Here is a 21,770-nt window from a genome sequence, read left to right as displayed (position 1 = left end):
GCGCGGTGCACGCATTCGCGCTCCAGGCGTTCAACGGCCTCAGCTACGGCTTGCTGCTGTTCATGCTGTCGGCCGGCCTCACGCTGATCTTCAGCGTGCAGGGCGTGCTCAACTTCGCCCATGCGAGCTTCTACATGCTCGGCGCATACGTCGGCTACAGCATCGCGTTGCGTGCGGGCTTCTGGCCGGCGCTCGTGCTCGCGCCGCTCGCGGTCGGCGCGCTCGGCGCGGCATGCGAGCGCACGCTGCTGCGCCGCGTGCAGGCGCGCGGCCATACCGGCGAATTGCTGCTGACTTTCGGGCTGGCCTATCTGATCGGCGAGGTCGCCAAGCTCGCGTGGGGGCTCGCGCCGCTGCCCGCGCCGGTGCCCGCGTCGTTCGAGGGCGCGCCCGTGAGCGTGTTCGGGCTCGCGCTGCCGCGCTATCGGCTGTTCATGATGGCGATGTCGGCGGCGATGCTGATCGCGCTCGGCGCGCTGCTGCGTACGTCGCGGCTCGGGCTCGTCGTGCGCGCGGCGCTCACGCATCGCGCGGCCGTCGAGGCGCTCGGCTACGACGTGCCGCGGCTGATGACGCTGCTGTTCGGCGCCGGCACCGCGCTTGCCGCGCTGGCCGGCGTGATCGGCGCGCCGCTTGCCGTGATCGAGCCCGCGCTCGCGGAGACGGTCGGCTCGGTCGTGTTCGCCGTCGTCGTGATCGGCGGGCTCGGCTCGCTCGGCGGCGCGTTCGTCGCGTCGCTCGCGGTCGGCTTCGCCCAGACGTTCGCCGCGTCGAGCGACGTCACGCTGCGCACGCTCGCGCAAGCGGCCGGCCTTGCGCTGCCGGACGGCGTCGCGGCCGTATCGATCGCGCAGCTGGCGCCGCTGGTGCCGTACCTGCTGCTCGTCGCGGTGCTGGTCGCGCGGCCGCGCGGATTGTTCGGCGAGCGTGCCGATGCGTAGCGGCGGCACGTTCGCGGCGTTCGTGCGCTGGGCGCTGTTCGCAGGCTGCCTCGTGCTGCCCGCGTGGCTGTGGCCGCAGGGCGCCGTGCTCGGCTACCTCGCGCAGACGGCATCGCTCGTCGTGCTCGCGCTGTCGTACAACCTGCAGCTCGGCACAACCGGGCTGCTGTCGTTCGGCCATGCCGCGTTTGCGGGGCTCGGCGCGTTCGCGGCCGCGCACTGGTTCAACCGCTTCGGCGGCCCGCTGCCGCTGCTGCCGCTCGTCGGCGGCGCGGCCGGCGCAGGTTTCGGCTTCGTCGCCGGGCTGCTCGCGACGCGTCGCGCGGGCACCGCGTTCGCGATGATCACGCTCGGCCTCGGCGAGTGCGTAGCAGCGGCCGCGTGGAGCGTGCCGGCATGGTTCGGCGGAATCGGCGGCGTGCCGATCGATCGCGCGAGCGGCACACCGTGGGGCGGCTGGCAATTCGGCGCACCGGCGCAGGCGTATGCGGTGATTGCCGCATGGTGCATCGCCTCCGCGCTCGCGATGCGCGCGCTGACACGCACGCCGCTTGCGCGGCTCGCGAACGCGGTGCGCGACAACCCGGCGCGCGTCGCGGCGCTCGGCACCGATCCGCGCCGCGTGCGGCTCGCGATGGTCACGTGCGCCTCGTTCTTCGCCGGCATTGCCGGCACGCTGACGCTGATCGACGTCGAGATCGCGACGCCCGACAGCGTATCGATGGCGCGCTCCGCCAGCGTGCTGATCGCTGCCGTGATCGGCGGCAGCGGCGCGTTCTTCGGGCCCGCGGCCGGCGCGGCGGTGCTGACCGCGCTGAGCGTCGTCGTTGCGGGCATGTCGCGCGCGTGGGCGCTCTACCTCGGCGTGCTGTTCGTCGCGGTCGTCGTTGCCGCGCCGCGCGGGCTCGCGGGGCTCGTCGACGCGCTCGCGCACGCGCTGCGTCGCGGCGCATCGGCGAGCGAGCGCTGGCGGCTGCTGTGCGCGTTCGGCGCGTGCGTGTTCTGGGGCATCGCGCTCGTCGCCGCGGCCGAACTCGGCTATGCGTGGCGCTTCGCGCAGGACGACGGCCCGGGCGCCGCGTTCGGCGCATGGCGGATCGACGCCGATACGCCGGTCGGCTGGGCCGTTGCCGCTTCGGCGGCCGCCGTCGGCATGCTGCTGTGGGGCTGGCGCGCGCGCTTCGCGCGTGCCGACGCGGAGCGGCGGCGATGAGCGGCACCGCAGTCGCGCTGCGCGGGATCGTGCTGCGCTTCGGCGCGCGGACGGTGCTCGACGGCATCGACCTCGACGTCGCGGCCGGCGAGCGTCATGCATTGATCGGCCCGAACGGCGCCGGCAAGTCGACGCTGTTCAACGTCATCGGCGGCGCGCTGCGGCCGACGCGCGGGCGCGTGATGCTGCACGGCGTCGACTTGCGCGGGCGCGGGCCCGTGATCGCGAGCCGGCTCGGCGTCGGCCGCAGTTTTCAGCAGACGAGCGCGTTCGCGCGCCTGAGCGTGTTCGACAACCTGCGCTGCGCGGCGCTGCATGCGCCGGCCGAGCGGCGGCGCTGGTGGAACCGGCTGCGCGAATCGGCGTCGGTCGATCTCGCGGCCGCGCGCGTGATGGAGGACATCGGCCTCGACGCACGGCGCGACACGCCGGCCGCCGACCTCGCCTACGCCGAGCAGCGCGCGCTCGATCTCGGCATCGCGCTGGCGAGCGGCGCGCGCACGCTGCTGCTCGACGAGCCGACCGCCGGCATGAATCGCGACCAGGCCGCGCGCATGATCGCGCTGATCCGCGCGACCACGCAGGGGCGCACGGTATTGATGATCGAGCACGACATGGACGCGGTGTTCGGCTTCGCGGAACGCATCACGGTGCTCGTGCGCGGCGCGATCGTCGCGACCGGCGCACCGGAGGCGATCCGCGCGGATCCGGCCGTGCGCGCCGCATATCTCGGCGAGGGCACACGATGAGCGCGCTGCTCGACATTCGTGCGCTGCGCGCATGGTACGGACATCAGCCGGTGCTCGACGGCATCGATCTCGCGCTCGCGCCGGGCGAGACGCTTGCGCTGCTCGGACGCAACGGCGCCGGCCGCTCGACGCTCGCGAAGGCCGTGATGGGGCTCGTGCGCACGAGCGGTTCGGTGCGCGTCGCGGGCGTCGAATGCGTGGGCGCACGCACCTTCGACATCGCGCGTCGCGGCGTCGCCTACGTCGCCGAAAGTCGCGACGTGTTTCCGCTGCTCAGCGTGCGCGACAACCTGCTGCTCGGGCTGCGCGGCGTCGGCCGGGCGGCCGCGCGCGCGGAACTCGAGCGCCTGTTCGCGCGCTTTCCGCTGCTGGCCGCGCGCGCCGACGTGAAGGCCGCGCGGCTGTCGGGCGGCGAACAGCAGGTGCTCGCGCTCGTGCGTGCGCTCGCCGGCCGCCCGCGCGTGCTGCTCGTCGACGAACCGGCCGAGGGGCTCGCGCCGCTTGCCGTCGACGAAGTGCGCGCGTGCCTCGCCGCGCTGCAGGCGGACGGCGTCGCGATCCTGCTGATCGAGCAGCGGTTGCAGCTGGCGCCGCGGCTGGCGCATCGCGTCGCGGTGATGGGGCGCGGAACGATCGTCTACGACGGCGCGCTCGACGGCCTCGGCGACGACACCGTGCGCGCCTGGCTCGGCACCGGCTGAGCGCCGGCCGATTGTTCGGCTGGCCGCGCCACACAATTCGCATCGAGCCGCTTTATCGCCGCGGACCGAACCGCCAACATGCATGACAACGCCGGTTCGCCGCGCAGTCGGCAGCCGGTGCCCCTTCATCGTCAAATTTTCGAAAGGTATCCGATCATGAGCAAGCTGGCAGACAAGGTCGCGATCGTCACGGGCGCATCGAAAGGCATCGGCGCGGCGATTGCAAAGGCGCTGGCCGCCGAAGGCGCGGCGGTCGTCGTCAACTACGCGAGCAGCAAGGCGGGCGCGGATGCGGTCGTGGGCGCGATCGTCGAAGCGGGCGGGCGCGCGGTCGCGGTGGGTGGCGACGTGTCGAAGGCGGCCGACGCGCAGCGCATCGTCGACACCGCGATCGAGACGTACGGCCGTCTCGACGTACTCGTGAACAATTCCGGCATCTACGAGTTCGCGCCGATCGAAACCATTACCGAAGAGCACTACCGCAAGCAGTTCGATACGAACGTGTTCGGCCTGCTGCTGACGACGCAGGCGGCCGCCAAGCATCTCGGCGAAGGCGCGAGCATCATCAACATCAGCTCGGCGATCACGAGCATGGTGCCGCCCGCGAGCGCCGTCTACAGCGGCACGAAGGGCGCGGTCGACGCGATCACCGGTGTGCTCGCGAACGAACTCGCGCCGCGCAAGATTCGCGTGAACGCGATCAACCCGGGACTGGTCGTGACCGAAGGCACGCATACGACGGGCATCATCGGTTCGGACCTCGAAAAGCAGGTGCTCGCCGAAACGCCGCTGGGCCGCCACGGCGCGCCGGACGACATCGCATCGGTCGCGGTGTTCCTCGCGTCGAACGACGCGCGCTGGCTGACGGGCGAGCATCTGGTCGCGAGCGGCGGGCTGCGCTGAGCGGCCGCGCGGCGCGCGCGCGAAGGCGATCGTGCGCGGCTACGCGCCGATCGCGAGCGCATGCGTGCCGACGTGCCAGCGCAGGCTCTCGACGGCGAGCGCGTGATTGCGTTCGGCGTCGAGCCCCGCGATCGCGAGCGCGCCGACGAGCCGCGCACCGGCGATCCGCAGCGGCACGCCGCCGCCGTCGAGCGCATAGTCGTCCGCCGACAGCCCGAGCGACTGCAGCGACTGGCCGGTACGCCGGAACGTCGCGCCGACGGCGCGCGAACTGAGCGCGAAGCGCAGCACCGTGTTTTGCCGGCGGCGGATCGCCTCGCAATCGGCCGCGCCGCTGCCGTCGAGCGCGCAGTAGAACAGCGGCGCATGCGTGCCGACGATGCCGACCGCGATCGGCTGCCCGCGGCGCCGGGCGAGGTTGGTCGCGATTTCGCCGAGCCGGCGTGCGACGTCCGCGTTGAAGCACGGCAGCGTCACGTCGGCCGCGTCGTCGTCGAACGGCGCGGGTTCGCGGTGCGTAAACGGCATTCCCATCGCGGCCTCCGTAGCGGTGCGGTTGCGTGGCCGGCGCAGGCGCGGCGTCGCGCTCAGCGGGCCGGTGTCGCGTCGAGCATCCATTCGTGTGCGGGATCGTTCTTGAACGCCCACGCACGGCTCGGTCCGGCCATCACGTTCAGGTAGTACAGGTTGTAGCCGTGCGGCGCGACGACCGGGTGATAGCCGCGCGGCACCATCACGACGTCGTGGTTCTCGACCGCGCAGGCTTCGTCGAGGCTGCGGTCGTCCGTGTACACGCGCTGGAAAGCGAAGCCCTGCGGCGGATCGATGCGGTGGTAGTACGTTTCCTCGAGCGAGGTTTCGTCGGGCGCCGCGTCGCGGTCGTGCTTGTGCGGCGGATAGCTGCTCGAATGGCTCGCTGGCGTGACGACCTCGACGACGAGCAGTCGATCCGCGGCCGGGTTGTCGCCCATCAGGATGTCGCAGACGTAGCGCGTATTGGTGCCCTGGCCGCGCACCGTGCGCCGCATCCGTTCGCCGTCGAGGCGCAGCACGCGCTTGTCGCCGCTCGCATACGGCGCCGTGCAGAGCGCGACTTCGGCATCGCGCGTCGCGACCAGCGTGACGGTCTTGCCGCCCGGCACGTACAGCGCGTCGGGCGACACGGGTTCGAACACGCTGTCGCGCTTGCCGAGCGCGTCGTAGGTGTCGCCGTCGACCTCGGCGCGCACGGTGCCGGTCAGCACGACGACGCACAGTTCGCGCGTGCCGGTGTCGAGCGTTTCCGTGTCGCCGGCCTTCAGGCGCAGCGCGCGAAAGCCGACATGCTGCCAGCCTGCGGATTCGGGCGTGACGTTGCAGATTTCGCGGCCGGCGGCGGCCTTGATCAAGAGGGGTGAAATCGTCATCGGATCGGGCTCCGCAATGAGGTGACGGGTTACGCGCTCAGCTTGTCGACGATCGCACGCAGCGACTCGTAACCCTTCTTCGCATACTGATAGCTCGGCGCGACGGCCGGATCCTGCTCGGCCTCGACGACGAGCCAGCCTTCGTAACCGGCGTCCTTCAGCGTGCGCAGCGTCGCGTCGTAGTCGAGCGCGCCGTCGCCGGGCACCGTAAACGTGCCGTTGATCACGCCGTTCAGGAAGCTCCAGCCGGCGTTGCGCGCCTGCGTGACGACCTGCGGCCGTACGTCCTTGCAGTGCACGTGCACGACGCGCGAGACGTGCTTCTTCAGCAAGGCGACCGGATCGGCCGCGCCGCCGAAATACGCATGGCCGGTGTCGAACAGCAGGAACACCTTCGCCGGATCGGTCAGCGCCATCAGTCGATCGACGTCGTCCGGCGATTCGACGTACGCGCCCATGTGGTGGTGATACGCGAGCTTGATCCCGTACGTGTCGAGCAGATGCGCGCCGAACGCGTCGAGGCGCGCCGCATAGCGTCGCCATGCTGCGTCATCGACGAAGCGCGGGCGCTTCGCGACCGGCGTATCGATGCGGCCCTGGATCGTGCCTGCGCATTCGCCGTAGACGACGACCTTCACGTCGTTGTACTGCAGCTTCGTCATGTGCGCGCGGCAGCGCTCGATTTCGGCCGCGACGGCGTCGGCGTCGGTCATTCCGGGCGCGACTTCGGCGAGAAAGCCGGAATACCAGCCCGACACGCACACGAGCCCGAACTCGGCGAGCTTCGCCTTCAGCTCGGGGCCCGTCTTCGGAAACTTGTTGCCGAGCTCGAAGCCCGCGTAGCCGATTTCGGCGCCTTCCTTGAGCGCCGTCTCGAGCGGCGTTTCGCCGCCGAGCGACGGCAGGTCGTCGTTCATCCACGACAGGGGGTTGATACCGATGCGAACGTTCCAGCTCATGTCAGGCTTCCTCGATGTTGTTGTCGCGTGCGTGCGGGTGAGCAGGGCGGCGCGGCGTCAGCGCCGCTGCCGCGTCTTGTCGTCGAGATAGCGGCGGTGCGCGCGTTCGACATCGGGCCGCGCGGACACCTGCGGCACCGCGACTTCCCACCACGCGCCGCCGTCGTCGGTCGTGCGGCGGTGCGTCGTGTCGATCACGAGCACCTGGCTCTTCGTGGCCGCGCGCGCACGCACCATCTCGCGGCGCAGCTCGCCGACGTCGCGCACGTGCACGGCCTCGGCGCCCATCGAGCGCGCATGCATCGCGAAGTCGATCGTCGCGCGTTCGCCGCCTTCGGGCACGCAGTCGTCGAGCATGTTGTTGAAGCTCGCGCCGCCGCAGTTCAGCTGCAGCCGCTCGATGCAGCCGTAGCCGCGGTTGTCGAGAATCACGACGATGATCTTGCGGCCGAGCATCACCGAGGTCGCGAGCTCCGCGTTGAGCATCATGTACGACCCGTCGCCGACGATCACGATCACCTCGCGCTCGGGCCGCGCGAGCTTCGCGCCGAGGCCCCCGGCCACCTCGTAGCCCATGCACGAATACGCGTAGTCCATGTGATAGTTGCCGGGCAGCCCGCTGCGCCAGAGCTTGTGCAGTTCGGCCGGCAGCGTGCCGGCCGCGCACACGACCAGATCGTCGCGCGCGCTGTCGCGTCCGGCGTCCGCCGCGGAGTCGCGCACCGCGCCGATCACTTCCGCGTCGTACGGCAGCGTGTCGATGGGCACGCGCGTAGTGAGCTCGGCGACGCGCGCGTTCCACGCGGCGGCCTGATCGCGGTTCGCCGCCGTCCATGCCGGATCGGCCTGCCATCCGGCCAGCGCGGCCGACAGCTGGCCGAGCCCCGTGCGCGCATCGGCGACGAGCTGCCGCCCGCGCTTCTTGCCCGCATCGAACGGCTGCACGTTCAGGCTCAGCAGCGTGGCCTGGCCGAACAGCGCATGCGAGCCGGTCGTGAAATCCTGCAGCCGCGTGCCGACCGCGAACACGACGTCGGCCTGCGCGGCCGCGCGGTTCGCGGCGGGCGAGCCCGTCACGCCGATCGAGCCGAGGTTCAGCGGATGATCCCACGCGAGACTGCCCTTGCCGGCCTGCGATTCGGCGACCGGCACGCCGTGCGTGTCGGCGAACGTGCGCAGCGCGTCCCACGCCTGGCTGTACAGCACGCCGCCGCCGGCGACGATCAGCGGCTTTTTCGCGGCCTTCAGCACGTCGAGCGCATCGGCGAGCTCGAGCGCGTCGGCGGGCGGCCGCCGCATGCGGATCGGCGGCGGGGCGAAGAAATCCTCGGGCCAGTCGTACGCGAAGGTCTGCACGTCCTGCGGCAGCGCGAGACAGACGGGGCCGCATTGCGCCGGATCGGTCATCACCTGGATCGCGCGCGGCAGCGCGACGAGCAGCTGCTCGGGCGACGTGATGCGATCGAAGTAGCGCGTCACGGGACGGAAACAGTCGTTCGCGCTGACGTCGCCCTGTTCGAAATCCTCGATCTGCTGCAGCACAGGATCGGGCAGCCGCGACACGAACACGTCGCCGGGCAGCAGCAGCAGCGGCAGCCGGCCGACGTGCGCGAGCGCGGCCGACGTCAGCATGTTGGTCGCGCCGGGGCCGATGCTCGACGTCACGGCCATCATCCGCTGCCGGAAGTTCGCTTTCGCGAACGCGATGGCCGCATTGGCCATCCCTTGCTCGTTGTGCGCGCGGTACGTCGGCAGCCGGTCGCGTTCGGCGTGCAGCGCCTCGCCGAGGCCGGCCACGTTGCCGTGGCCGAAGATCGCGAACACGCCGCCGCAGTACGGCAGGATCTCGGTGCGTCCGTCGGGCTGCACGACTTCGGCGCGCAGCGCGGCCAGATAACGGACCAGCGCCTGGCTGACGGTCAGTCTTACGGTTTGGGTCATCGTCGTTCGAGGAAAAGGAGTCGAATGGATGCGCGGGCCGCACGTCAGGCCGCGGCGGCGCGCGCCGCGTCGCGGCGGCCGAGCCACGCGTCCACCAGTTGCGCGAAATTGCCGGCGACTTCGTCGATCAGCGCCTGATCGTCGATGCGGCCGGCGAGCCAGTTCAGCGACGCGTCGGCCCACAGCGTGCGGCCGACCATGAAGCCCTTCACGATCGGGTTGGTCGCCGCGCGGAAGCTGTCGACGAGGTACTGCAGCGGCTGGTTCAGCCCGAGGATCACGGCGCCGCGGCAGTGGCGGTCGCGTTCGGCGACGAGCGCCTCGAGCCGCGCCCAGCCGTCGGCGCTCATCGGCGCCAGCTTCCACCATTCGGGCATCACGCCGAGGTTGTAGAAGCGCGCGACGGTACGCAGCACCGCATCGTCCTCGGTGCCGGCCGGCGTCACCGCGCGCGGTGGAATGATCTCGAGCAGCAGTTCGTTGCCGGTCGCGCGCGTCGCCTCCCAGAGCTCGAGCACGCGCTGCTCCTGCGCGACGCGCAGCTCGACGTCGTCGTCCGGGTGATAGTGGACGAGGCATTTGACGACCTGCTCGGTCGGCCAGTGCACGAGCGCGGTGCCGACCGAGCGCGTGTCGTCGAAGCAGAGCGGCCGCGAGCCCGGCAGTTCGACGGGCCGACCGACCCACCAGCCGCGTCCGGTCGCCGACGCGAGCGCGTCGCGCCCGTACGCGCCGCCGTCGATCAGCACGCCGACGTGGCCTTCGATATGGCGCTCGCGCTCGACCTGCTCGGCGGCGCGCACGAGCAGCCGCTTCAGCGTCTTGATCCGCGCTTCGTCGGCGCCGGCCTGTACCGCGAGCTCGTAGAACTGGCTGCGATGGTCGAACGCCATCACGCAGAGGTCGTCCCATTCGCGGCGCGGCACCGTCACGCGATGCAGATGCGCGAGCGTCCGGTCCGCATCGACCTGCGGATTGCGGCTGCCGCCGAACCAGTGTGCGAGTTCGGCCGGCGTCGGCATGGCGGCCGAACAGGCGTGGCGCGACACGACGATCGCGCCGCAGGCATTCGCGATGCGCGTCGATTCGGCCCAGTCGCGGCCGCGCAGCAGGCCGGACAGCAGGCCCGACAGGAACGCGTCGCCGGCGCCGAGCACGTTCAGCACCTCGACGCGTTCGCCGGCGAAGGTCGGCGCATCGTCGATGCGCGCCGGAATGTCGCGCTCGATCACGCAGCAGCCGAGTGCGCCGCGCTTGACGACGAGCACCGCATCGCTCACGCGGCGCACGGCTTCGAGCGACGCGATCAGGTCGTGCGGCACGCCGCCCGCGATCAGGAATTCCTCTTCGGTGCCGACCAGCAGATCGAACTCGCCGAGCACCTGCTGCAACTGCTGCGTGACCTGCGCATCGGGCACGTAGCGGTTCTCGCCCGCGCCGCGCGGCGTGAGCCCCCACAGTACGGGCCGATAGTCGATGTCGAGAATCCGCACGACGCCGTGGCGGCGCGCGTAGCCGAGCGCGGTCAGCGACGCTTCGCGCGTGCCGGGCGTCGACAGGTGCGTGCCGGTAATCGCGAGCGCGCGGCAGCGCGCGATGAAGTCCCCGCGAATCTCGTCCGCGCGCAGAGCCATGTCGGCGCAGTTCTCGCGCACGAACAGCAGCGGAAATGTGTCGCGATCCTTGAGCCCGAGCAGCACCAGCGCCGTCAGCCGTTCCGGGTCGGTCTGCAGCTGGCTCGTGTCGCAGCCTTCGCGCTCGAGCGTTTCGCGTACGAAGCGGCCCATCTGCTCGTCGCCGACGCGCGAGATCATCGCGGTCCTGAGCCCGAGCCGCGCGACGCCGAACGCGACGTTGCCCGACGAGCCGCCGAGATACATCTGGAACGTGCGCGCGTCCTCGAGACGGCTGCCGTACTGCTGCGCGTAAAGATCCACGGCGACGCGGCCGAGGCAGGCGAGATCGATGGGGCGGTCACTCGGAAAGTTCAACGGGCTCATAGACGTTTCACGCTCGCGGCCGGCGTTCGGCGATGCCGGCAGTTAGGGGACCGAGGCTGCGACCGGCGCGCCGCGCGCGTACCGCACGACGCGACGCCGCCCGCCGCAAGCCATCGGGCTACGGACGCAGTCTAGGCTTTTTGGAAATCCAGTTCCCTAGGTGAAATCACGTAGAAATAAATTTCCAAAATTTCGACGAAGTGATCTACAGTTTCATCCGGATGCTTCAGTCCGTATCGGACTCGGCCCGGCGGCGCGCAACGCGCCGTTTTCCGCCCCCCGGAGATGAGGAGACAGAGTGATCATGAAGACCAAGCTGATGGCCGTCGCGGCCGCCGCGATGCTGGCGATGCCGCTCGCGCATGCCGAGAAGATCGGCGTCACGATGGCGTCGTTCGACGACACGTTTCTGACGATCCTGCGCAACAGCATCGCCGACGCGGCCAAGAAGGACGGCGCGACCGTGCAGATCGAGGATGCCGGCAACGACGTCGGCAAGCAGTTGAGCCAGGTCCAGAACATGATCGCGCAGAAGGTCGACGCGATCATCGTGAACGCGGTCGACACCGACGCGACGCCGAAGATCACGAAGATGGTGACGGCCGCGAAGATTCCGCTCGTCTACGTGAACCGCAAGCCGGTCGATTTCGACAAGCTACCGGCCGGCGTCGCGGTCGTCGCGTCCGACGAGAAGCAGTCGGGCACGCTGCAGGCGCGCCAGGTCTGCAAGCTGCTGGGCGGCAAGGGCGACCTCCTGGTGCTGATGGGCGAGCTGTCGAACGAGTCGGCGCGCGCGCGCACCAAGGACATCGAGGAGGTGATCGCGACGAAGGACTGCGCCGGGATGCGCATCGTCGACAAGCGCGAAGGCAAGTGGAGCCGCACGCAGGGTCAGGACATCACGATGAACTGGCTCAGCTCCGGGATGAAGTTCGACGCGATCGTGTCGAACAACGACGAAATGGCGATCGGCGCGATCAACGCCTTGAAGGCTGCACGCAAGTGGACGCCGAAGACGATCGTCGCGGGCATCGACGCGACGCCGGACGGGCTCGCGTCGATGAAGAGCGGCGAGCTGAAGGTGTCGGTGTACCAGAACGCGTCCGGGCAGGGCACGCAGGCCGTCGCGGCCGCGCTGAAGCTCGCGAAGAAGCAGAACGTCGACCGCTACGTGAACGTGCCGTTCGAGCTCGTCACGCCCGACAACATGAACCAGTACGCGAAGCACTGACCGGGTTTTCCGCTGAATTGCGCGGGCCCGGCGCGTCCGGGACCGCGTGCGACTTTCGAGGAACGTCCATGTTTACAGCCAGGATGGCGCGCCCGATGGCCAGCGACGGCGCGCCGGCCGCTTCGTTCGCCGCACCCGGTTCGTCCGGCGCGCCGGCGTCCGATTGCCTGCTCGAGGTGCGCGGCGTCGGCAAGTCGTTTCCGGGCGTCGTCGCGCTCGACGGCGTGCAGTTTCGCGTGCGCCGCGGCACGGTCCACGCCCTGATGGGCGAGAACGGCGCCGGCAAGTCGACGCTGATGAAGATCATCGCCGGCGTCTATACGCCCGATTGCGGCGAGATCCTGCTCAAGGGCGAGCCCGTCGTGCTGAACGGCCCGCTCGACGCGCTCGATCGCGGCATCGCGATGATCCATCAGGAACTGAACCTGATGCCCTACATGACGGTCGCGGAGAACATCTGGATCCGCCGCGAACCGAAGAACCGCTTCGGGCTGATCGACCATGCGCAGTTGCGCCGCCGCACGGCCGCGCTGTTCGAGCGGCTGTCGATCGACATCGATCCGGACGCCGACGTGCGCACGCTGACCGTCGCGAGCCGGCAGATGGTCGAAATCGCGAAGGCCGTGTCGTTCGACTCCGACGTGCTGATCATGGACGAGCCGACGTCCGCGCTGACCGACAAGGAAGTCACGCACCTGTTCCGGATCATCCGGCAGCTGCGCGAGCAGGGCAAGGGCATCGTCTACATCACGCACAAGATGAACGAGCTGTTCGAGATCGCCGACGAGTTCTCGGTGTTTCGCGACGGCAAGTACATCGGCACGCACGCGTCGTCGGACGTCACGCGCGACGACATCATCCGCATGATGGTCGGCCGCGAGATCACGCAGATGTTTCCGAAGGAGGACGTACCGATCGGCGACGTCGTGCTGTCGGTGCGCAATCTCGGCGTCGAGGGCGTGTTCCGCGACGTGAGCTTCGATCTGCGCGCCGGCGAAATCCTCGGCGTCGCGGGCCTCGTCGGCTCGGGCCGCTCGAACGTGGCCGAGGCGCTGTTCGGCGTCGTGCCCGCGACCTCGGGCGAGATCCTGATCGACGGCAAGCCGGTGCGGATCTCGACGCCGGCGCAGGCGATGAAGCACGGGATGGCGTTCCTGACCGAGGACCGCAAGGACACCGGCTGCTTCCTGAACCTCGATCTGCTCGCGAACATGGAAGCGGCCGTGCTCAGCCGCCGCTACGTGAAGTTCAATTTCGTGCGGCATGCGCAACTGAAGCGCGACTGCGAGGCAATGAGCCGGACGCTGCGCGTGAAGGCGCCCGGGCTGCACGAGGAAATCCAGAACCTGTCCGGCGGTAATCAGCAAAAGGTGCTGATCGGCCGCTGGCTGCTCACGCAGCCGCGCATCCTGATCCTCGACGAGCCGACGCGCGGCATCGACGTCGGCGCGAAGGCCGAGATTCACCGGCTCGTCAGCGCACTCGCGGGCAAGGGCGTCGCGGTGCTGATGATCTCGTCGGAGATGCCGGAAGTGCTCGGCATGAGCGATCGCGTGATGGTGATGCACGAAGGGCGCATGACGGGCATCGTCGATCGCAAGGACGCCGACCAGGTCCGCATCATGGATCTCGCGTCGCGCTGAGCCGCAACAAGCATGGAGACAACTGAAATGGGCAACCTCAATCCGGTCGCGGACGCGCAGTCCATGACGATCAAGACGCGGCACGCGAAGTGGCCGCCCGAGCTGAGCATCTTTCTCGTGCTGGTCGGCATCAGCCTGTTCTTCGAGGCGATCGGCTGGCTCGTCGTCGGCCAGAGCTTCCTGTTCAACGCCGAGCGGCTCGAGATCATCGTGCTGCAGATGGCCGTGATCGGCATCATCGCGGTCGGCGTGAACCTCGTGATCATCACGAGCGGGATCGACCTGTCGTCCGGGTCGGTCGTCGCGGCGGCCGCGGTCGTGTCGGCGAGCCTCGCGCAGGTATCCGACTTTCCGCGCGCGGTGTTTCCGCATCTGACCGACCTGCCCGTGATCTGGCCGGTGCTGGCGGGCGTCTGCGTCGGGCTGCTGGTCGGGCTGCTGAACGGCTCGCTGATCGCGCTCACCGGCATCCCGCCGTTCATCGCGACGCTCGGCACGATGGTCGCCGCGCGCGGCTTCGCGAAGTGGTTCACGAACGGCATGCCGGTGTCGATGCTGACCGACCAGTTCGCGGCGATCGGCGCGGGCGCGAACCCCGTGATCATCTTCCTCGTGATCGCGGCGATCTTCCACGTCGTGCTGCGCTACACGCGCTTCGGCAAGTACACGTATGCGATCGGCGCGAACCGCCATGCGGCGATCGTGTCGGGCATCAACGTGACGCGCCATCTCGTGCTCGTCTACGCGATCGCCGGGCTGCTGAGCGGGATCGCCGGCACCGTGACGGCCGCGCGCGCGATCTCGGGCCAGTCGGGGATGGGCGTGATGTACGAGCTCGACGCGATCGCGGCCGTCGTGATCGGCGGCACGTCGCTGTCGGGCGGCCTCGGCCGCGTGACGGGCACCGTGATCGGCGTGCTGATCCTCGGCGTGATGACGTCGGGCTTCACGTTCATCCGAATCGACGCGTACTACCAGGAGATGGTCAAGGGCGCGATCATCGTCGCGGCCGTGATCGCCGACCAGTATCGCAACAAGAAGAAGCGCCGCTGAGCGCGACGATTCCACTGCACATCGCACGAACATCGCCATGAAGATCGCACTCGATCCGTACATGATTCGCCACCTGCCGCTCGATCGGCTGCCGCACGCCGTCGCCGAGCTCGGCTACGACCAGATCGAGCTGTCGCCGCGCAGCGACTTCCTCGACTGGTGGGTGATGCCGCGCGCGACGCGCGAGCGGATGGCCGCGTTCCGCCGCGCGCTGCACGCGAGCGGCGTCGGTCTCGCATCGTTGCAGCCGATGTATCGCTGGGCGAGCCCGTTCGAAGACGAGCGGCAGTGGGCCGTGCGCTGCTGGAGGAAGGCGATCGAGGTCGCGCTGGAAATGGAATGCACGCTGATGGTGTCGGAGTTCGGACGCGGCGCGTCGCCCGAACGCTCGGTCGGCGAGCGGCCGGGCGCGAACCCGAAGGAGCTCTGCGAAGCCGCGTGGTTCCGCTCGATGGACGAGCTGCTGCCCGTGCTCGAGCGCGAGCGCATCGTGCTGTCGGTCGAACCGCATCCGGAGGACTGGATCGAGCAGCTGCAGCCGGCGATCGACATCGTCACGAACATCGGTTCGCCGTCGCTGAAGCTGTCGTACATCGCGCCGCACACGTTCTATTACGGCGACGACATGGCCGCGATGATCGCGCAGGCCGCGCCGATCCTCGCGCACGTGCGCGTGGCCGACACCTTCGACCACCGCAAGAGCAGCCAGCTGCGCTACATCGTGAACCCGCCGGGCTCGAACCAGATCCGCGTGCACCAGCATCTGGACATCGGGCAGGGCGAGATCGACTGGGACGTGTTCTTCCGCGCACTCGCCGATGCGCGCTTCGACGGCGTGATGTCGTCGTGCGTGTTCGCCTGGGAGGACCGCGCGGAAGCCTCGTCGCGCTACATGCGCGAGACGATCCAGCGCTACGTCGAGCGCCATTTCGATCGCGCCGCGCGCTGAAACGATTCGATGGACTCACGGCGCGGCACGCGCCGCGGATAACGAACGACCGGAGATACCCTGATGACCTTGCAAATCGGCGTGATCGGCTGCGGCGCGATCGGCCAGGACCATATTCGCAGGCTGATGCGCACGCTGTCCGGCGCGCGCGTCGTCGCCGTCAACGACATCGATCCGCAGCAGGCGCGCGATGCGGTGACGCACTACGCGCCCGACGCGGAGATCTACGCGGACGGCCGCGACCTGATCGCGGCCGCCGACGTGCAGGCCGTGCTCGTCACGTCGTGGGGGCCGACGCACGAGGCCTTCGTGCTCGACGCGATCGCGCACGGCAAGCCGGTGTTCTGCGAGAAGCCGCTCGCGGTGACGGCCGACGGTTGCATGCGCATCGTCGAAGCGGAGCTCGCGCACGGCACGCGGCTCGTGCAGGTCGGCTTCATGCGGCCGTACGACGAAGGTTATCGCGCGCTCAAGCGCGTGATCGACAGCGGCCAGATCGGCGCACCGCTGATGCTGCATTGCGCACACCGCAACCAGTCGGTCGGCGAGCGCTACACGACGGACATGGCGATCACCGACACGCTGATCCACGAACTCGACGTGCTGCGCTGGTTGCTCGGCGAGGACTACGTGAGCGCGCAGGTCGTCTATCCGAAGAAGACGCGCCACGCGAGCGCGCATCTCGCCGATCCGCAGATCGTGCTGCTCGAAACGGCGAGCGGCGTGCGCATCGACGTCGAGATCTTCGTGAACTGCCAGTACGGGTACGACATCCAGTGCGAGGTGGTCGGCGAGAACGGGATCGCGAAGCTGCCCGATCCGCCGGCCGTCGGGCTCAAGCATCTGGCGCGGCAGTCGGTCGAGATCATGACCGACTGGAAGGAGCGCTTCATCGCGTCGTACGACGTCGAGCTGCAGGCGTTCGTCGACGGCGTGCGCCGGCAGGCACTGACCGGCCCGTCCGCGTGGGACGGCTATGCGGCCGCGGTCGCGGCCGACGCCTGCGTACGCGCGCAGAAGAGCGGGACGGTCGAACCGATCGCGATCGCCGAACGTCCCGCGTTCTATCGCGCTTGAGACCAACCTCTTCCGGGAATCGACCCACATGACGATGAAGATCGGCTGCGCGCCGTGCTGCTGGGGCGTCGACGACGTGAGCAACCCGCACTTGCCGCCGTGGCGGCACGTGCTCGCCGAGGCGTCGGCGGCCGGGTATTCGGGCATCGAGCTCGGTCCGTACGGCTACATCCCGCTCGCGCTCGACGTCGTGCGCGCGGAGCTCGAGCGGCAGCGGCTGAGCATCACGGCCGGGACGATCTTCGACGATCTCGTGTCGCCCGCGAATCTGCCGAACCTGCTGCGCCAGACGCGCGACATCTGCACGCTGATCACGCAGTTGCCGAAGCTGCCGACGCAGCGCGGGCAGCGCTACGCGGCGCCGTATCTCGTCGTGATGGACTGGGGCCACGACGAACGCGACGATGCGGCCGGTCACGGCGATCGCGCACCGCGGTTGCAGAAGGAGGACTGGGCCGCGATGGTCGACCACATCCGGCAGATCGCGACGCTCGCGCGCGACGCGTTCGGCGTGCGCGCGGTGATTCATCCGCACGCGGGCGGCTATATCGAATTCGCGGACGAGATCGACCGGATCGTCGCCGACATACCGGCCGACACGGCGGGCCTCTGCCTCGATACGGGCCACCTCTACTACTCGGGCATGGACCCGAGCGAATGGCTGCGCCGCCATGCGGCGCGGCTCGATTACGTGCATTTCAAGGATATCGACGCGGCCGTATACGACGCGGTGATGAGCGAGCGGATCCGCTTCTTCGATGCATGCGCGCGCGGCGTGATGTGTCCGATCGGCCGTGGCGTGCTCGATTACCGCGCGATCAAGCGCACGCTCGACGACATCGGCTACGCCGGCTACATCACGATCGAACAGGAGCGCGATCCGCGCAATGCGGACACGAGCCTGCGCGATGTCGCGGCGAGCCGTGCGTTTCTCGCGTCGGCCGGGTTCGCCTGAACGATGCATCCGCGCGAATGCGCGAAGAACGAAATCGAACCGCTGAATACGGAACACCCGGATACGCACTGAGGACCACGAACATCATGATCGACGGACAGATTCTGCTTGGACATTCGATTCCCTGGGCGATGGTCGGCGGCGGCCTGGGCAGCCAGATCGGCTACAGCCACCGCTCGGCCGCGCTGCGCGACGGCAGCTTCCGGCTCGTCGCCGGCGCGTTCGACCTCGATCCCGAGCGCGGGCGGCAGTTCGGCGTGAAGCTCGGCGTCGACGCCGAGCGCTGCTATCCCGACTATCAGACGATGTTCGACGCCGAAGCGAAGCGCGAGGACGGCATCCGCGCGGTCTCGATCGCGACGCCGAACAACACGCACTTCGAAATCTGCCGCGCGGCGCTGAACGCGGGGCTGCACGTGGTCTGCGAGAAGCCGCTCTGCTTCACGACGCAGGAGGCCGAGGCGCTGCAGCGGCTGGCCGTCGAGAAGAACCGGATCGTCGGCGTCGCGTACGGCTATTCGGGCCACCAGATGATCGAGCAGGCGCGCGAGATGATCGCGCGCGGCGATCTCGGCGAGATCCGCATCGTGCAGATGCAGTTCGCGCACGGCTTTCACAGCGACGGCGTCGAAGCCGAGAGCGCGGCCGCGCGCTGGCGCGTCGACCCGAAGTTCGCGGGGCCGAGCTACGTGCTCGGCGACATCGGCACGCATCCGCTCTACATCGCCGAAGTCATGGTGCCGTGGCTGAAGATCCGCCGGCTGATGTGCTCGCGGCAGAGCTTCGTGAAGAGCCGCGCGCCGCTGGAGGACAACGCGTTCACGATCATGGAATACGACACGGGCGCGATCGGCTACGTGTGGTCGAGTGCGGTGAACGCCGGCTCGATGCATGGGCAGAAGGTGCGCGTGATCGGCTCGAAGGCGAGCGTCGAATGGTGGGACGAGCATCCGAACCAGCTGCGCTACGAGGTGCAGGGGCAGCCTGCGCAGATGCTCGATCGCGGCATGCCGTACCTGCATCCGGACGCATTGCGCGAGGACCGGATCGGCGCCGGCCATCCGGAAGGGTTGTTCGACGCATGGTCGAATCTGTACGCGCGCTTCGCGCTCGCGATGGACGCGGCCGATCGCGGCGACGCCGACGCGCTCAAGGGCATCCGCTTTCCCGATGTCCACGCCGGCGTCGAGGGCGTGCGCTGGGTCGAGAACTGCGTGCGCTCGGCCGACGCGGGCGGCGTGTGGGTCGACTACCGCTGAGTTGCGCGCCGCGACGCACGGCGGCGCGCGTGGTGCGCGCGCCGCGGCGCCGGCCACCGCCGTCGGTGCACGCCCTAAGCTTTACGCGGCCGCGACGCCGGTGGAGAATCGTTCCGGTATCGCCGCGGTGTGCAGGCCGGTGATGATCGAGCGCGTGGGAGCGAGCAGGCGGCGCGAGCCGCGCCGCAAACGTGTTTAAATTCGCCCTTCATGCATGTGTTGATGCGGTGTCCCGAGCCGCGTTCGCGTATCGGGGCCGTCCATTTCGCGCCATTCGATGACTTCGTCCGAGAAACCTCCCGCCACCGTCGAACAGTTCCTGCAGCGTCTGACGCAGGAATACGACGGCCTCAGCAACCGCCTGAAGGTCATTGCGCGGCACGTCGAAACGCACCGGGATCAGCTGGGCCTCGAAGGGATCCAGTCGCTTGCCGAGGCGTGCGGCGTGCAGCCGTCGGCCGTCGTGCGCTTCGCGAAGCACTTCGGTTTTTCGGGTTTCTCGGAGATGCAGCGGCTGTTCCGCGAAGGGCTCGCGCAGCAGATCGCGCCGGGCCGCGCCTACAGCCTGCGGCTGCGCGACGTGATCGAATCGGGTTCGTCGAGCCTGCAGCCCGAGCAGATCGCCGACGAGTTCATCAAGGGCAGCATTGCGGGCATGCAGCAGCTGCGGCAGACGCTCGACCCGGCGGCGCTCGCGCAGGCGGTCGATCTGCTGGCCGACACGCAGGCGATCTGGATCGCCGGCTCGCGCCGCGCGTTTCCGATCGCCGTGTATCTCGACTATGCGCTGCAGCATACCGACAAGCGCATCGGGCTGTTCAGCGCGCTCGGCAGCATGCATCTCGGCCAGATCCGCTCGGTGCGCGACGGCGACGTGATGATCGTGATCTCGTTCATGCCGTATGCGGAAGAGACGGTGCAGGTCGCGCAGCAGGCCGTACAGCGCGGCGCGCGGCTGATCGCGATCACCGACAGCCGGATGAGTCCGATCGCGCGCGAAGCCGAGGTGACGCTGATGGTGCAGGAAAGCGCGACGTTCGGCTTCCGCGCGCTGACGGCGTCGATGGGCCTCGCGCAGAGTCTGTTCGTCGCGCTCGCGTATCGGCTCGAGTTGTCGTACCTGCCGAGCGCCGACGGCGCGCACGGCTCGAAGGCCGGCTGACGCCGCGCCGGCCTCGGCGCACCGCCCGCCGAGGGGCGGCGCGCCGCCGTGGTCACTTCGCGGTCGGCATCGCGAATTCGGCGCCCTTGCCGATGCTCGACGACCAGCGCTGCATCACCGACTTCTGCCGCGTATAGAAGCGCACGCCTTCCTCGCCGTACGCGTGCATGTCGCCGAACAGGCTCTTCTTCCAGCCGCCGAAGCCGTGCCACGCCATCGGCACCGGAATCGGCACGTTGATGCCGACCATCCCGACCTGGATGCGCCGCGCGAACTCGCGCGCGATGCCGCCGTCGCTCGTGAAGCACGACACGCCGTTGCCGAACTCGTGCCCGTTGATCAGGTCGACCGCTTCGCCGAAGTCCTTCACGCGCACGCAGCCGAGCACCGGCCCGAAGATCTCTTCCTTGTAGATTCGCATGTCGGGCGTCACGTGATCGAACAGCGTACCGCCGGTGAAGAAGCCTTGCTCGCGGCCCGGCACGCGCAGCCCGCGGCCGTCGACGACCAGTTGCGCGCCTTCCTGCACGCCGAGCTCGATATAGCTTTCGATGCGCTTGAGCGCCTCGCCCGTGACGATCGGGCCCATCTCGACTTCCGGCGACATCCCGTCGCCGATCACGAGCTTGCGCGCGCGCTCGGCGACGGCCGGCACGATCCGCTCGGCGACATCGCCGACCAGCACCGCGACGCTGATCGCCATGCAGCGCTCGCCGGCCGAGCCGTACGCGGCGCCGATCAGTGCGTCGACGGCCTGCTCGAGGTTCGCGTCCGGCATCACGACGAGGTGGTTCTTCGCACCGCCGAGCGCCTGCACGCGCTTGCCCGACTGCACCGCGCGCTGCTGCACGTACGCGGCGATCGGCGTCGAGCCGACGAAGCTGACGGCCTGCACGTCGGGATGATCGAGCAGCGCATCGACGGCGCCCTTGTCGCCCTGCACGACGTTGAACACGCCGGGCGGCAGCCCGGCCTGCGTGAGCAGGTCGGCGATGTAGAGCGCGGCCGACGGGTCGCGCTCGCTCGGCTTCAGCACGAACGTGTTGCCCGTCGCGATCGCGACCGGGAACATCCAGCACGGCACCATGCACGGAAAGTTGAACGGCGTGATGCCGGCGACGACGCCGAGCGGCTGCCGCATCGTCCAGTTGTCGATGCCGGTGCTGACCTGGTCGGTGTAGTCGCCCTTCAGCAGTTGCGGAATCCCGCACGCGAATTCGACGATGTCGATGCCGCGCGCGACTTCGCCCTGCGCGTCGGAGAACACCTTGCCGTGCTCGGCGGTGATGATCGCCGCGAGCGCGTCGCGATGCTCGTTCATCAACTGCAGGAAACGGTGCAGCACGCGCGCGCGGCGAATCGGCGGCGTCGCGGCCCAGTCCGGAAACGCCGCGGCGGCCGACGCGACGGCCCGCTGTACTTCGCCGTCGTCGGCCAGTGCGACGCGACGCACCGCGCGGCCGAGCGCAGGATTGAAGACGTCCTGGAAGCGGCCGCTGCGGCCGGCCACAGGCGCGCCGTCGAGGTAGTGGCCGACGTCGGCATCGGACGTATACGCGGGAACCGGGTTCATCGTGTCTCCTGAAGATTCGGGGGAAGGGAAGGCCTCAGTCTAGGGAAACGCGGCG

General features: G+C 69.3%; 19 protein-coding genes. 13 read left to right on the top strand and 6 right to left on the bottom strand.

Annotated elements, in window-relative coordinates:
- The first annotated feature begins 5 nt into the window (after positions 1-5).
- The 5 genes from BCR55_RS01045 (at position 6) to BCR55_RS01025 (ending at position 4,507) form a co-directional block, all read left to right on the top strand.
- Positions 6-941 (top strand): branched-chain amino acid ABC transporter permease, encoded by a 936-nt coding sequence (locus BCR55_RS01045; RefSeq protein WP_059938525.1) that lies wholly within the window; start codon positions 6-8, stop codon positions 939-941.
- Positions 934-2,154, top strand: coding sequence for a branched-chain amino acid ABC transporter permease (locus BCR55_RS01040; protein ID WP_006404998.1), 1,221 nt, complete (start codon positions 934-936; stop codon positions 2,152-2,154). Before BCR55_RS01045 ends, BCR55_RS01040 begins: the two co-directional genes overlap by 8 nt.
- On the top strand, positions 2,151-2,903 hold the full coding sequence (locus tag BCR55_RS01035) for an ABC transporter ATP-binding protein (RefSeq protein ID WP_065494885.1): 753 nt from the start codon (positions 2,151-2,153) through the stop codon (positions 2,901-2,903). The genes BCR55_RS01040 and BCR55_RS01035 overlap by 4 nt, the downstream gene beginning before the upstream one ends.
- Positions 2,900-3,604, top strand: a complete 705-nt coding sequence (locus BCR55_RS01030; RefSeq protein WP_065494042.1) for an ABC transporter ATP-binding protein — start codon at positions 2,900-2,902, stop codon at positions 3,602-3,604. Before BCR55_RS01035 ends, BCR55_RS01030 begins: the two co-directional genes overlap by 4 nt.
- 156 nt (positions 3,605-3,760) lie before the next feature.
- A complete protein-coding gene (locus tag BCR55_RS01025; protein WP_065494041.1) occupies positions 3,761-4,507 on the top strand; it encodes a glucose 1-dehydrogenase in 747 nt (248 codons plus the stop codon).
- Positions 4,508-4,546: 39 nt separating this feature from the next.
- Here the strand turns inward: BCR55_RS01025 and BCR55_RS01020 are convergent, their stop codons facing one another.
- The 5 genes from BCR55_RS01020 to iolC are packed head-to-tail and all read right to left on the bottom strand — an operon-like array spanning position 4,547 to position 10,813.
- Positions 4,547-5,041, bottom strand: coding sequence for a heme-degrading domain-containing protein (locus BCR55_RS01020; protein WP_006408512.1), 495 nt, complete (start codon positions 5,039-5,041; stop codon positions 4,547-4,549).
- 53 nt (positions 5,042-5,094) lie between these two features.
- A complete protein-coding gene (iolB, locus tag BCR55_RS01015; protein ID WP_065494040.1) occupies positions 5,095-5,913 on the bottom strand; it encodes a 5-deoxy-glucuronate isomerase in 819 nt (272 codons plus the stop codon).
- A gap of 29 nt (positions 5,914-5,942) precedes the next feature.
- Positions 5,943-6,872, bottom strand: a complete 930-nt coding sequence (gene iolE / locus BCR55_RS01010; protein ID WP_065494039.1) for a myo-inosose-2 dehydratase — start codon at positions 6,870-6,872, stop codon at positions 5,943-5,945.
- A 57-nt stretch (positions 6,873-6,929) separates the two neighbouring features.
- Complete coding sequence (iolD, locus tag BCR55_RS01005) at positions 6,930-8,813, bottom strand: 3D-(3,5/4)-trihydroxycyclohexane-1,2-dione acylhydrolase (decyclizing) (RefSeq protein ID WP_053297340.1); 1,884 nt, start codon at positions 8,811-8,813, stop codon at positions 6,930-6,932.
- Between the two features lie 44 nt (positions 8,814-8,857).
- A complete protein-coding gene (iolC, locus tag BCR55_RS01000; protein WP_065494038.1) occupies positions 8,858-10,813 on the bottom strand; it encodes a 5-dehydro-2-deoxygluconokinase in 1,956 nt (651 codons plus the stop codon).
- Between the two features lie 304 nt (positions 10,814-11,117).
- Here iolC and BCR55_RS00995 point away from each other — a divergent pair, with 304 nt between their 5' ends.
- From BCR55_RS00995 to BCR55_RS00960, 8 genes are all read left to right on the top strand, one after another.
- Positions 11,118-12,044, top strand: coding sequence for a sugar ABC transporter substrate-binding protein (locus BCR55_RS00995; protein WP_035488216.1), 927 nt, complete (start codon positions 11,118-11,120; stop codon positions 12,042-12,044).
- A 68-nt stretch (positions 12,045-12,112) separates the two neighbouring features.
- A complete protein-coding gene (locus tag BCR55_RS00990; RefSeq protein WP_006402132.1) occupies positions 12,113-13,687 on the top strand; it encodes a sugar ABC transporter ATP-binding protein in 1,575 nt (524 codons plus the stop codon).
- A 27-nt stretch (positions 13,688-13,714) separates the two neighbouring features.
- Positions 13,715-14,740, top strand: coding sequence for an ABC transporter permease (locus BCR55_RS00985; protein WP_006402131.1), 1,026 nt, complete (start codon positions 13,715-13,717; stop codon positions 14,738-14,740).
- A 37-nt stretch (positions 14,741-14,777) separates the two neighbouring features.
- Entirely contained in the window at positions 14,778-15,689 is a 912-nt protein-coding gene (locus BCR55_RS00980) for a sugar phosphate isomerase/epimerase family protein (protein ID WP_006417298.1), read from the top strand.
- A gap of 63 nt (positions 15,690-15,752) precedes the next feature.
- Positions 15,753-16,766: a Gfo/Idh/MocA family protein gene (locus tag BCR55_RS00975; protein WP_053297338.1), complete on the top strand. Its 1,014-nt coding sequence runs from the start codon at positions 15,753-15,755 to the stop codon at positions 16,764-16,766.
- Between the two features lie 28 nt (positions 16,767-16,794).
- Positions 16,795-17,721: a TIM barrel protein gene (locus BCR55_RS00970; protein ID WP_053297337.1), complete on the top strand. Its 927-nt coding sequence runs from the start codon at positions 16,795-16,797 to the stop codon at positions 17,719-17,721.
- Positions 17,722-17,807: 86 nt separating this feature from the next.
- The gene (locus tag BCR55_RS00965; RefSeq protein WP_006411429.1) at positions 17,808-18,980 is read left to right on the top strand and encodes a Gfo/Idh/MocA family protein; all 1,173 of its coding nucleotides are present in this window, start codon (positions 17,808-17,810) and stop codon (positions 18,978-18,980) included.
- 277 nt (positions 18,981-19,257) lie between these two features.
- A complete protein-coding gene (locus tag BCR55_RS00960) occupies positions 19,258-20,142 on the top strand; it encodes a MurR/RpiR family transcriptional regulator (RefSeq protein WP_006402125.1) in 885 nt (294 codons plus the stop codon).
- Between the two features lie 52 nt (positions 20,143-20,194).
- Here the strand turns inward: BCR55_RS00960 and BCR55_RS00955 are convergent, their stop codons facing one another.
- Positions 20,195-21,715, bottom strand: a complete 1,521-nt coding sequence (locus BCR55_RS00955) for a CoA-acylating methylmalonate-semialdehyde dehydrogenase (RefSeq protein ID WP_006409754.1) — start codon at positions 21,713-21,715, stop codon at positions 20,195-20,197.
- Between the last annotated feature and the right edge of the window lie 55 nt (positions 21,716-21,770).

Source organism: Burkholderia sp. CCA53, assembly GCF_001685525.1.
Lineage (GTDB): Bacteria > Pseudomonadota > Gammaproteobacteria > Burkholderiales > Burkholderiaceae > Burkholderia > Burkholderia multivorans.
The sequence above is the reverse complement of the archived record's forward strand: the minus strand, read 5'-3'. Positions and strand labels throughout refer to the sequence as shown.